The following is a 13,392-nucleotide window of genomic DNA, read 5'->3' as shown; positions in this document are numbered from 1 at the left end:
AGATGTGTATAAGAGACAGATATTAACCCGGCTGCACTTTATCGGCATGTAGAGCGTGATGACATTGCACCGTATATGAAATCTAATTATATTAACTATGTCGATTATTTTAATGGAGAATTACATAAATCTCATAAAACTGTTAATAATACATTAGTTCCAGATTCTAAAAACCGCTATGTTGAATCCATTACGCAACAACCCATTTCCATGTTGTTTGATGATCGTAATAAATTAATCGGGTATACTTTTCCGATGGTTGATACTCATGCTTTTAAGAAAAAATTCAAACCTAATGAAAAATATTGGATCGTGAAATCTGAAGAAGGTTATTTCATAGCAGATGTACAAAATGACCAATGGATTTATATTAAACTGTAGGTGAAAACATGTTAGAACAATGCATTATTTTTTTTAAAAATATACCCAGACATATTAGACATAGTCGCTATCGGATTTTTCAACAACGACGTGTTTTATTTTTAACGTTACTGAGTGGTTTGCTGATGATTATATCATTAAAAGTTGCATTTCATGTTTTATCTGTAGCTGAAATCATTCAAGCTACAATGATGTATCGTCTTGTCGGATTGATTGCTTTTGGCGTCATGGTAATTGCCATTTGGATGAATTACAAAAATTTTCCACGGGATTACTATGTCACGCGTCATTTTAATAGCAATCCTATGTTACATATCCTCATATCAAGTGCGGTATATAGTTTGATTTTAAGTGTATTACTAACAGTGATTGGATTTGTAAAGCCTGTGAATGCAGACACTTTAATTTCAGGTGTAATCTTTTATTCAGTGACAACCTATATTTTTATAATATTGCTGTCGTATTTACTAGGTTTAATACGGGTTATTTATGCTAAATTAGATCCAATTTATTTTGGCATCTCAGGACTTTTGTTTGTGTTATTACCGATTATATTGATACGAGCAACACTCCATGGAAGTTTGGTTCACATATTGATGTTAAATCCTGTATATTACTTAGTTAATGGCTTCCAGCAATCAGTTATTGTAGGTTCTGATGCGTTAAATCATTTAGGTTATCACTTTTATTTTGCGTGTTGGATTGGGTTAATAATAGTATTGGCATTCGCATTAAATGATTACGTGTCACAATTACGCCCAAATGAACATATTCAATAATGTTAAAGTAGCTTTAAAGATAGAACTTTACTTTTAATACGAAATTCTGTGCCGTCCATTGCATTAAGAAAGAACTATTGACGGTGATTACTTCATAAGGTGAGTATGAGATTTCACTACTTTAATAATTAAAAAGCCAACAAAATTCATTAGTTAATGAACTTTATTGGCATCTAATATTAATCTATGTCCTTTTAGTCCTTAATGGATCAAAATAGAATGTCCTTCTAATAAGTATCGATAGATTCCTTAGTGAAGGCTTTTAAAGCATTCAAAGAGCGGATAGCAATCGTTAAGATTACTATACCGCTTTCACTTATAATAGGGCGAAAACATAAAATGATATGATACATAGCCTAGTAATTATTTCAAAATCTTTGGTGAATATATTAACAGACTTCTAGCTGGCATATAACTTTTTCATCAATTTATCTTCAGTAAACACCCATCCCGTATAAGAATGTTTAACTTCCATTTGTTGGTTTAAATGAACGATTGCCACAAATTGATAATGGTCGTTTTTAAGATAACGTAAATCAATAAAGCGTAATTCTGTCGTTTCATTATCAATATGTTTGATGTGCCAACGATATATGGAAGAAAATCCTAAAAACGCACGTATGTTAGGATCATATTGTGCGTGTTGCATAATATAGTCATCTGGGTAAGGTTGGCGTTCTACTTTATCACTGAAGACAATGTTACGTCCGTAACTACGACCAACATAATCATGTTTCTCAGTTTGTATCGCTACACGCCATTGGAAAAAGCGAATCGTAGGCGCCACAAAAACTTTGATTGGTGTGCCTAAATGCTCAACTTGATTTAAAGCTTGTTTTTTAAGCCATCCTTGCATCACAAATCTTAAAATATAATATCCGATTAAGACTAAAAGTAAAGGTCCAAAAACGATATAAGGATGTACGCCCATTGTCCATATGACAATACCCACCATGAGTATAAAAAATATAATAGGATCAAAAGTGTTAATTACACTTAACTGAATCCATTTGTTTGAAATGGGCCGTAATGCTTGTGTACCGTATGAGTTAAAAATATCGACAAAAACATGTAAAAAAACGGCTAACTGTGCCCACAACCACACATGTAATGGATCTAAATGATTAAATAAACTGTAAACAAGTAAAGTTAATAGGAGAGGCCAAAACAATGTAAATGGAATAGAATGCGTGATACCTCTATGATTTGATATATAAGTTGCATTATCTTTTAATTTAAGTACCGTATCGATGTCTGGAATTAACGAGCCAGCTATTAGAATCGTTGCTGTCGCACCTATATTTTGTCCTAAAGCAGGATCAGTTGTAGCTAATGCAGTTAATCCGACACCTATAGCGATGTGTGTAGCAGTATCCATAAGCGTCACTCATTTCTAACTTAGTTAAATCTAGTATAATCTATAATTGAATTGAACTAAAACAATCAACAATTTGAAGGAGAAATTTATGCATTATCCAGCCACTTTTAAAACAGACCTTATTGACTGGTTTAAAGAGAATCAAAGGCAAATGCCTTGGCGTGAAACAACCGACCCCTATAAAATTTGGGTGAGTGAAGTGATGCTTCAACAAACACAAGTTGATACAGTGCGCGATTATTATATGAGATTTATTGAACGATTTCCAACTGTCAAAGCTTTAGCAGAGGCACCTGAAAATGAGGTTTTAAAATACTGGGAAGGCTTAGGGTATTATAGTCGCGCGCGTAATTTCCATACCGCTGCAAAGGAAGTTGTTTCAAATTATAAAGGTACCGTGCCAATCGACCCAATTATTTTTAAAACTTTAAAAGGGGTAGGGCCATACACTCAGGCCGCTGTGATGAGTATCGCATTTAATCACCCATTACCTACTGTCGATGGTAATGTCTTTCGCGTTTGGTCGAGGTTGAATAATGATGATACGGACATCGCGTTGCAATCTACACGTAAACGTTATGAACAAGAGTTGTTACCTTATGTGGAAACAGAATCCGGAACATTTAATCAGGCGATGATGGAACTCGGTGCACTTATTTGTACTCCAAAATCACCACTTTGCATTTTTTGTCCTGTCCAAACACATTGTGAAAGCTATGAATTAGGTACAGTTTTAGAGTTACCAGTAAAAAAGAAAAAAATAAAGAAAAAAGTACTACATTACAATGTATATCTTATTGAAAATGAAAATGGAGCGTATCTTATTGAACAAAGAAATGAAAAACTGTTGAATAATATGTGGCAATTTCCAATGGTGCTTGAAGATGAAAATACTACAAGTCTCAAGTCGAAATTTGGTCCTTCACTTAAAATTAGTGAAACTAAAAGTGGCGTGATTAAACATCAATTTACACATATGACGTGGGTTTTAAATGTATATAAAGCAAGCATAGCCTCACACGATGTTAATATCCAAGATACCCCAACGCAATGGTTAGGTCCTAATGAGCGACATCATTATACATTTCCTGTATCCATGTCTAAAATTTATGAGACCTTTTGTAAGCGAAATGCTCAATAGAGGGTATTGAGTGTGATATAATGACAAAGTGAGATTTTTGAAGTGGGGTGAGACAAGTGGTAAAATCATGTATTCCTAAAGAAGGCGACACAATAAAAATACAGTCCTATAAACATGATGGCAACATACATCGCGTTTGGTCTGAAACAACGATATTAAAAGGAACCGATCATGTCATTATTGGCGGTAATGACCATACACTTGTTACTGAAAGCGATGGACGTACTTGGGTTACACGCGAGCCAGCAATCGTATATTTTCATTCGGAATATTGGTTCAACGTCATATGTATGTTCAGAGAAGATGGGGTTTATTACTATTGTAACTTGTCATCACCGTTTGCATGTGATGAAGAAGCACTAAAATATATTGACTATGATTTAGATATTAAAGTGTATCCAAATGGGAAATATCATTTACTAGATGAAGACGAATATGAACAACATATGAATCAAATGAACTATCCAAAAGATATTGATGTGATTTTAAGACGCAATGTTGATATACTACAACAATGGATTGAACATAAAAAAGGGCCATTTGCACCTGATTTTATAAAAGTATGGCGTAATCGTTTTCAAAAGCTAAGAAATAGAACTTAAGTAGAAGCAGCTTAGAATACAACATATGAATAAATTAATAAGCGTGAGTGAAATAGAGAAGGTGATACCCATTTCTATTTCACTCTTCTTGTGTGTTGAGAGGGGGAGATGTAGATGATCAGACGCTATTTGAAATTTGTTAAACCCTATAAATGGTTAATTGTTGGGACTATTTTTGTTGGGATTTTAAAATTTGGTATTCCTTTATTAATTCCTTTATTGATTAAATTTGTGATTGATGATGTTATTAATAATGACGCATTAAGTTTGTCGGATAAATATACACATTTATTATATGCAATGTTGATTGCAGCATTTATATTTGTCATTGTACGACCACCTATCGAATTTTTAAGACAATATATGGCGCAATGGACAAGTAATAAAATTTTATATGACATTCGTAAAAAATTATATAGTCATTTACAAGCGTTGAGCGCTCGTTTTTATGCAAACAATAAAGCGGGTGAAGTCATCTCTCGTGTCATTAACGATGTTGAACAAACCAAAGACTTTATCATGACGGGATTAATGAATATTTGGCTTGATTGTATCACTATCATTATTGCATTATCTGTCATGTTCTTTTTAGATGTAAAACTTACATTAGCCGCTATTGTCATCTTACCGTTTTACATTTTAACAGTATATTTCTTTTTTGGGCGTTTACGTGCTTTAACCCGTCAACGATCTCAAAAATTAGCTGAAACACAAGGTTTCTTGCATGAACGTGTCAATGGCATGGCTGTTATTAAAAGTTTTGCGATTGAAGACAATGAAGCAAAAAACTTTGATAAACGTAATACAGGATTTCTCCAAAAGGCATTTAAACATACGCGATGGAATGCATATTCTTTTTCCGCCATTAATACTGTGACAGATATTGGTCCGCTGATTGTAATTGGATTCGGTGCTTATTTAGCTATTTCAGGGTCTGTTACTGTGGGAACATTAGCTGCATTTGTTAGTTATTTAGAACAACTTTATGGGCCATTACGTCGTTTAGTTTCATCTTTTACAACATTGACGCAAAGTTTTGCTTCAATGGACCGTGTCTTTCAATTATTTGATGAACCATATGATATTAAAAATGCAGATGACGCCAGAGCCATTCCAATAACACAAGGGAATATTGAAATACGCAATGTTTCTTTTAAATATAACGTTGATGAACGCGATGTGTTAAAGCATATTAACTTAAATATACATCATGGTGAAACCGTAGCATTTGTTGGCATGAGTGGAGGCGGAAAATCTACTTTAATCAGTTTAATCCCTAGATTTTATGACGTCACAGAAGGTGAAATTTTAATTGACAAACATAATATTAAATCATTTGAAACAGGGAGTTTAAGAAGACAAATTGGTATGGTACAACAAGACAATATTTTATTTTCTGATACAGTGAAAGAAAATATATTGTTAGGTCGTCCTGATGCAACTGATGAAGAAGTTGTTGCAGCTGCGAAAAAAGCAAACGCACATGAATTTATAATGGCGCTACCTAACGGTTATAATACCGAAGTTGGTGAAAGAGGGGTTAAATTATCTGGTGGACAAAAACAACGGTTATCAATCGCACGTATCTTTTTAAACGATCCACCTATTTTAATATTAGATGAAGCGACAAGTGCACTTGATTTAGAGAGCGAGGCCATTATACAAGAAGCATTAAATATATTAAGTAAAGATCGCACAACTTTAATTGTCGCACACAGGCTTTCAACAATTACGCATGCAGATAAAATTGTTGTCATCGAAAATGGTCAAATTGTAGAAATGGGCACACATCAAGAATTAATGACACATCAAGGGGCTTATCAACGTCTTTACAATATTCAAAATTTATAAATATGGTATTTAACACGTGCAAATGTATGAATTCAAAATGAGTTCATATGCTAAACACGTGTTTTTTTGTAGTCAAAAGATTAAAAATGATTTAAATGGAGTAAAATTGCTTATAAAATGATCGTTGTAAGCGTATAGTGGTATTAAAGGGGGAGGAAGCTATGACTTTTTTATCCATACTACAACTGATTGTTAATATCCTTATTGTCACAATATTATTAGGGATAGGTATAGCCTGTGTCGCATTTTTAATTTTTGATCGAAAACAAAAACAGCATAGTGTATTACGAAATTATCCAGTGTTAGCACGTGTAAGGTATTTTTTAGAAAGTATTGGGCCTGAACTACGACAATATTTATTTTTAAATGATAATGAAGATAAACCCTTTTCACGAGATCAATATCAACATATTGTCTTAGCAGGTAAATACAACGAACGTGCAACAAGTTTTGGTTCTGAATTGGATTATGATGACGGTTTCTATTTAAATAATGCAATGTTTCCAAAACAACGAACAGAATTATCTATAGATAATCAAACTTTAATCTCAACATTTGTATATCAAATTCATAGAGAGTCACTTTTTAGTCGAAAAGAAACACTCAAATCTACCGACATCTCACCTTATTACTTAGATAAGGCACATTATATTAAAATTGGTGAAAATATTAGATTTCCTTATTATGCCAAACGCCTCGTAGGCCAATCGGGTATGAGTTTCGGCGCTTTAGGGAGTAAAGCCATTACCGCACTCTCAAAAGGATTAGGCCATGCTGGAACATGGATGAATACTGGCGAGGGCGGTCTTTCATCATATCATTTAGCTGGTGAAGCGGATATTATTTTTCAAATAGGTCCTGGGCTTTTCGGAGTAAGACATCAAGATGGTTCATTTAGTAAAGATGAGTTTTTAAAAAAAGCACATCATCCACGCATCAAAATGTTTGAAATCAAACTCGCACAAGGTGCTAAAACAAGAGGTGGTCACATAGATGGACAAAAAGTGACTGAAGAAGTTGCAGAAATACGAAATGTGCCATCGTATGAAACGATTAATTCACCGAACCGTTTTGATTTTATAGATAGCCCCCATGCGTTACTTAAATGGGTGGCAACATTACGTGAGTTAAGTCAAAAGCCGGTGGGGTTTAAAATTGTTGTAGGGAATCCAAATGATGTAAAAAAACTAGTTACAGCGATGGTTGAATTAAATATTTTTCCAGATTTTATTACAGTAGATGGCGGAGAGGGTGGCACAGGTTCTACATTTCAAGAATTGCAAGATGGCGTAGGACTCCCGCTATTTACAGCTTTACCAATTGTAGATGGCATTTTAAAAGCTAACGGTGTACGAGAAAAAGTGAAAATTTTTGCTTCTGGTAAACTAGTGACGCCTGATAAAATTGCAATTGCACTTGCTTTAGGTGCGGATTTAGTTAATATCGCGCGCGGCATGATGATTAGCGTCGGGTGTATTATGAGTAGACAGTGTCATAAAAACACATGCCCAGTTGGTGTTGCGACAACAGATCCTAAAAAAGAACGTGCACTTGTCATTGAAGAAAAAGAATATCGAGTAACGAATTATATTACGTCGCTACATGAAGGATTGTTTAATATTGCAGCAGCAGTTGGGGTTGCAAGCCCTACTGAAATCGGACCAGAGCATGTTACGGTAAAAAATAACAATGGGACCATTCAATCTATTCATGACTACCAGTTAAAGCTAATTAAGTCATAAAAGCTTTTTAAAGTTTTCGATTCAAATAAAGATATTGAAATAGCCTTCAAAATTCATTATATCTTGAATTTTTAAGGCTATTGTATGCTTATGATCTGAGTATTTTATAAATCAAAATCTTCTTTGATGATATCAATGTCAGGATCATTACTATGATATTTGAAGTAACTACTTCTTAAACGATTTAAATGTTCAAGGTTATAGCGATATTCCTCTAAAGCAGCAATCACATGAATGACATTTGTATTAAATTCTTGCTGTTCTGAAGAAGTGTTGGTGTTAAACGCTTCCTGATATGCTGTGAGTAAATCTTTTTTCAATGGATTTGTTACATGACTTTGAAATTCAGGATTTTCGAATTTCGCTTTTTTCGTAATACTAATTAAAATTTGCTCATGAAATTGACTTAATTCGTCAACTTCTAATTTAATTTGTAAAAACAAAGACTCACTTAAATTCAATAAATCATTTTGATATCGATTCATTCGGCGGAGTACGTCATACGCATCGCGTGTTGATAATACTAACTCTTTGAAAAGAATTTTCTTTCGTGTTTGTGCACGAGCATGTTTCTTAGTTAAAGAACGTTCCTCTTTATAAAATTCAAATAGTTGTTCTAATTTCACAACGCGTTGACGCAGTTGTTCTAAATCTTGTTTTACATAGTTGAATTCTGTTGCGTCATTTAAAACTAAGTTAAACCATTTAAAAATATCGGTGGTGATATTGAGGGAATTGTAATAAATTTTAGTTTCAAATTTAGGAGGTGAAAACGTTAGATTTACTATAAATGAGCTCAATACACCAATCATGACTAGAACAAATCTATAAAACGCTGACATATAAAATGAGCCATCATGTTGTCCCATAATAATTAAAGCAGTAACAGTTGCTAACGTTGCTACATGGGCAATGTTTAATTTAAATAAAATAGCTATGAGTAAAATCACTGTCGCGCCCATAATCAGGATGTTATTCCCGAAAATGGAGACCATCGTAACAGCTAACAGCGCACCAATAATATTCCCTTGAAATTGATCAACGATTGTTTTGAATGTTCGATATACGCTTGGTTGCATAGCGACAACTGCAGCAATCCCAGCAACAGTTATCATTCCTGCTGAGGTAGGGAGTAATGATGCCACCGATACGGCAAGTATGATGGCTATTCCTGTTTTTAATATTCTTGCACCTAATTTCAATTTATGCACTCCTTTATTTAGGCGAAATAGTGAGCATAATAAAGTCATTGTGTTCAATTGAAATAACCGGCATCTATTTAGGGTATCCATAATGTATATGCTTACTTTTATTCATTGATACATTTTTATGATATCGTACTAAATAGATGTGGGTAGTAGACTAACATGTCCATATCTACAATTCTACAAATACTTATACTATGACTATAGAATGATATATTGACACATACGCTGATGAAGAATTACACCATCTTAAAAGTTAAATAACGTGTTGGGTAATTTATTTTTAAAGCGGTCTATGCCAATCTTTTTCTTATTCAAATCATATTACAATTTAGTGTGATTTGCGAGATAATTGCTGAAATGCTTTATGCGCAGCTTCAATCGTTTGATCAATGTCGGCTTCTGTATGTTCAGTCGTTAAGAACCAAGCTTCATATTTAGAAGGTGCTAGATTAATACCTTGATATAACATCGCTTTAAAGAATGTTGCAAACTGTTCGCCATCTGATTGATCAGCTTGGTCGTAATGCGTAACTTTTTCATCTATGAAGTATACCGTTAATGCACCACGAATACGATTAATGGTAGCTTTGATATCATATTGATCGATTGCATCTTGTAAACCTTTTTCTAATCGTTGACCAAGTCGGTCTAACTTTTCGTAAACCCCATCTTGTTCTAAAACTTCTAATAATGCGATACCAGCACGCATTGATAAAGGATTACCAGCCATTGTACCTGCTTGATATGCTGGACCTAAGGGCGCTACTTGTTCCATAATATCTTGTCTTCCGCCATAGCCACCGATAGGTAAACCCCCACCGATAATTTTGCCAAATGCAGTGAGGTCAGGATAAACACCTAACAAATCTTGTGCGCCTCCATAATGAAATCGAAATGCTGTGATGACTTCATCATAAATTACCAAACCGCCATGCTCATGAGTAATATCATTTACTTGTTCTAGAAAGCCTGGTTGAGGTGCCACCATACCAAAATTACCCACAATTGGTTCTACGAGAACAGCTGCGACTTGATCACCCCAATGTGCCATTGCTTCCTTGAAGGCTTCAATATTGTTGAAAGGAACAGTTATCACTTCTTGAGCAACACTTTTTGGCACACCGGCAGAATCAGGTGAGCCCAGTTGAGAAGGACCACTTCCGGCAGCCACTAATACTAGGTCAGAATGCCCATGATAACATCCTGCAAATTTTATGATTTTATTACGTTTTGTATAGGCGCGTGCAACACGTATAGTGGTCATAACAGCTTCAGTTCCAGAATTAACAAAACGAATTTTTTCGAGTGAAGGCATCGCACGACGCAATTTAAGGGCAAAATCAATTTCTAACTCTGTAGGTGTGCCATAAAGTACACCGAGTGCTGCCTGATCTTGAATCGCTTTAGTAATATGAGGATGTGCATGACCTGTAATGATAGGGCCATAAGCTTGCAGATAATCAATATATTTATTGCCATCTACATCATATAAGTATGCGCCTTCACCTTTTTTCATCACCACAGGAGCACCACCACCTACAGCTTTATATGAGCGAGAAGGAGAATTCACACCGCCAAGAATATATTCATTTGATTCATGTTGTAAAGCTTCACTATTCGTAAACTTCATGATTTATCAGCCTCTTTTGTTTTATATTTTCATTTCATATCGTATCATAAAATAAAACAAATGAAGAAAGAGGGAGTATCATGATAAAAAAAGGTGAACAATTTCCTGAGTTTGAACTTGAAAATCAAAAAGGCGAAATAATTTCAAAAGCTTCATTAAAAGGTAAAAAAGCAATACTGTATTTTTACCCACGTGACAATACACCGACATGTACGACAGAAGCATGTGATTTTAGAGACAATTTAACATATTTTAATGACTTAAATGTTCAAGTTTATGGTATAAGTGGTGATTCTAAACGCAAACATCAAAACTTTATTGAAAAACACCAATTGAATTTCGATTTATTAGTAGACGAAGATTTTAAATTATCCGAAGCTACAGGTGTATATCAATTGAAGAAAACATTTGGTAAAGAAACAATGGGGATCGTTCGTACAACTTTTGTAGTTGATGAGGAAGGTAATGTCATCGATGTAATTGAGAAGGTAAAAGTGAAAGAACAAATGGACACATTAAAAGCTATACTTGAGGGGTGATAGTGATGCTTGTCGTTAGTTTGATGCGCTTAGGAGAAGAAGAGGAAAGGTTAAAAGCACTTTTTCCAGAAGTAGAGTTTGAATTTTATAAGCATCCATCCTATTTACCTGATACATCAAAAGCAAAAATGGATGTATTATTAAGTTACCATGCAGATATCGATAGGGCCTTTATAAAAGAGGCTCGAAATCTAAAATGGATTATGTGGTATGCGACAGGTGTGAATGCATTACCACTAGAATGCCTAAAAGAAAATCATATTGCTTTAACGAATGCTAAAGGTGTACACGCCCAACAATTAACAGAATTTTTGTTTGCTTATTTACTTGATGATTATAAAGCGTTAAAAGAAACGTATGCGGAACAATTAAATAAAATTTATAATCATAAAAGAACAACACCTACAATTGCTGATCAAACAATCATGTTCCTAGGTACAGGGAAAATTCCGCAATCAGCTGCGCGCATTGCTCAACAATTTGGTATGACAACAATCGGTTTAAATACAACAGGGCATAAAGCAGATGGATTCCACGAAACATATCCATTAAAGGATAAATTTAAATATTATCATCAAGCGGATATCATTGTTAATGTGTTACCCGAAACAGAGAAAACGAAGTATTTACTTACATCTGAAGACTTTAAACAAATGCAACCACATACGTTATTTATAAATTTAGGTCGAGGCACAATTGTTCGAGAAAAAGTCTTAGTAGATGCTTTGAAAAATTCTGAAATACGTAAAGCGTATTTAGACGTATTTGAAACAGAGCCATTATCACCTCATTCAGAATTGTATCATTTAGAAAATGTCGTGCTGACAAGTCATATATCTGGAAATGGAAATCATAATAAAACACAAGCAACTGAAATTTTTATTCAAAATTTACAACATTTTCTCAATAAGGGCACTCTAATTGAGAATATCGTAGATTTAAATAAAGGATATTAACGAAATCATTGACATGAGCAAATTGCAACCATTATATTAATATTAAGTAATAATAATTCTTAACTAGAAAGACGGGTGAATACAATGGCTGCAGAAATGGAAACCTATGAACATCAGTTAAATGAATCTATTGCAACTTTACGTGAAGCAGGAGTGCGTATTACGCCACAGCGTCAGGCAATCCTTAATTTTCTGATTCATTCAAAAACACATCCAACTGCTGATGAAATTTATCAATCATTATCACCTGATTTTCCAAATATTAGTGTTGCAACCATATATAACAATCTTAAAGTTTTTAAAAAAACAGGAATTGTTAAAGAATTAACTTATGGGGATGCATCAAGTCGTTTTGACTTTGATACACAAAATCATTATCATGTGATTTGTGAAAATTGCGGTAAAATAGTAGATTTCCATTATCCATCATTACATGAGATCGAAAAGTTAGCACAACATGTCACGGATTTTAATATTACGCACCATCGAATGGAAATATATGGTATATGTCAAGAATGTAAAGAAAGTCAAGATAATGATTCATAGATTATAGTATCTAACGGATAGAATCTTAAACATTAACAGGTTTAAGGTTCTATTTTTTTGGCATTTTTAAGGTTTAGTAAATTAATCTTTACGTAGAATGTTCTATCATTCACACTTTTGGTGTTACATTTCCAATCTAGAGTGATTTTTAGCATATTTTCTTGCTTTTTTATGTTGACGGAAGAGGTATCCGTTGGTAAGATATAAAAGTCGCTAAGATACGACAAGCAAACAACGTTAATCTCATTTTGAGTTTTTGAAAAAAACATTAAAAGTGTAAAATTAACGCTTGTAAGTTTTAAGAGAACATTATAAAATGTATAATGTTGAAACAACGAGCCGAAAACAAAGTAATTAAAAAACTTTTAAAATTTTTCTTGACACGAAAATTCAAATGAAGTATAATTGATTATTGTAACGGTTTAAAAAAGCAACTAACGAACATTGAAAACTGAATGACAATATGTCAACGTTAATTCCGATAATTTTGAGTACGTAATGTACTTTCAAGAGCGATTGGCTTAACCAATCAACGAGCTACATCAAGCTTACTTCTTTTATGGAGAGTTTGATCCTGGCTCAGGATGAACGCTGGCGGCGTGCCTAATACATGCAAGTCGAGCGAACTGACGAGGAGCT

At 33.9% G+C, this 13,392-nt stretch carries 12 protein-coding genes and 1 rRNA gene; 10 read left to right on the top strand and 3 right to left on the bottom strand.

Features of this window, described 5'->3' with window-relative positions; translation table 11 throughout:
- Positions 1-21: 21 nt before the first annotated feature.
- A complete protein-coding gene (locus CD172_RS06850; RefSeq protein ID WP_420915924.1) occupies positions 22-381 on the top strand; it encodes a hypothetical protein in 360 nt (119 codons plus the stop codon).
- Between the two features lie 8 nt (positions 382-389).
- Complete coding sequence (locus CD172_RS06845; RefSeq protein WP_103345888.1) at positions 390-1,160, top strand: teichoic acid translocation permease; 771 nt, start codon at positions 390-392, stop codon at positions 1,158-1,160.
- A gap of 400 nt (positions 1,161-1,560) precedes the next feature.
- Here CD172_RS06845 and CD172_RS06840 read toward each other — a convergent pair whose 3' ends face one another.
- Positions 1,561-2,538 carry a metal-dependent hydrolase gene (locus tag CD172_RS06840; RefSeq protein WP_103345887.1) on the bottom strand — a complete coding sequence of 326 codons (978 nt, stop codon included), beginning with the start codon at positions 2,536-2,538 and terminating at the stop codon, positions 1,561-1,563.
- Positions 2,539-2,626: 88 nt separating this feature from the next.
- On the opposite strand from CD172_RS06840, the gene mutY reads away from it, so the two are divergent.
- The 4 genes from mutY to CD172_RS06820 all read left to right on the top strand — a co-directional run bounded on the left by mutY (position 2,627) and on the right by CD172_RS06820 (position 7,874).
- Positions 2,627-3,679: an A/G-specific adenine glycosylase gene (mutY, locus tag CD172_RS06835; RefSeq protein ID WP_103345886.1), complete on the top strand. Its 1,053-nt coding sequence runs from the start codon at positions 2,627-2,629 to the stop codon at positions 3,677-3,679.
- Positions 3,680-3,735: 56 nt separating this feature from the next.
- Complete coding sequence (gene ntdP, locus CD172_RS06830) at positions 3,736-4,281, top strand: nucleoside tri-diphosphate phosphatase (RefSeq protein WP_037566893.1); 546 nt, start codon at positions 3,736-3,738, stop codon at positions 4,279-4,281.
- 114 nt (positions 4,282-4,395) lie between these two features.
- A complete protein-coding gene (locus tag CD172_RS06825; RefSeq protein ID WP_103345885.1) occupies positions 4,396-6,132 on the top strand; it encodes an ABC transporter ATP-binding protein in 1,737 nt (578 codons plus the stop codon).
- A gap of 161 nt (positions 6,133-6,293) precedes the next feature.
- On the top strand, positions 6,294-7,874 hold the full coding sequence (locus tag CD172_RS06820; RefSeq protein ID WP_103345884.1) for an FMN-binding glutamate synthase family protein: 1,581 nt from the start codon (positions 6,294-6,296) through the stop codon (positions 7,872-7,874).
- 104 nt (positions 7,875-7,978) lie between these two features.
- Here CD172_RS06820 and CD172_RS06815 read toward each other — a convergent pair whose 3' ends face one another.
- Entirely contained in the window at positions 7,979-9,076 is a 1,098-nt protein-coding gene (locus CD172_RS06815; RefSeq protein ID WP_103345883.1) for an FUSC family protein, read from the bottom strand.
- A gap of 334 nt (positions 9,077-9,410) precedes the next feature.
- On the bottom strand, positions 9,411-10,712 hold the full coding sequence (locus CD172_RS06810; RefSeq protein WP_103345882.1) for a glutamate-1-semialdehyde 2,1-aminomutase: 1,302 nt from the start codon (positions 10,710-10,712) through the stop codon (positions 9,411-9,413).
- 80 nt (positions 10,713-10,792) lie between these two features.
- On the opposite strand from CD172_RS06810, the gene bcp reads away from it, so the two are divergent.
- From bcp to CD172_RS06790, 4 genes are all read left to right on the top strand, one after another.
- Positions 10,793-11,251 (top strand): thioredoxin-dependent thiol peroxidase, encoded by a 459-nt coding sequence (bcp, locus tag CD172_RS06805; RefSeq protein ID WP_103345881.1) that lies wholly within the window; start codon positions 10,793-10,795, stop codon positions 11,249-11,251.
- A 5-nt stretch (positions 11,252-11,256) separates the two neighbouring features.
- Positions 11,257-12,207, top strand: coding sequence for a phosphoglycerate dehydrogenase (locus CD172_RS06800; RefSeq protein ID WP_103345880.1), 951 nt, complete (start codon positions 11,257-11,259; stop codon positions 12,205-12,207).
- Positions 12,208-12,291: 84 nt separating this feature from the next.
- Positions 12,292-12,753, top strand: a complete 462-nt coding sequence (perR, locus tag CD172_RS06795; RefSeq protein ID WP_060551406.1) for a peroxide-responsive transcriptional repressor PerR — start codon at positions 12,292-12,294, stop codon at positions 12,751-12,753.
- 556 nt (positions 12,754-13,309) lie between these two features.
- Positions 13,310-13,392: ribosomal RNA gene (locus tag CD172_RS06790) — 16S ribosomal RNA — on the top strand; the annotation flags it as partial.

This window comes from Staphylococcus agnetis (assembly GCF_002901865.1).
In the GTDB taxonomy this organism is placed as follows: Bacteria; Bacillota; Bacilli; order Staphylococcales; family Staphylococcaceae; genus Staphylococcus; species Staphylococcus agnetis.
This window is presented reverse-complemented; position numbering and strand designations above follow the sequence as displayed.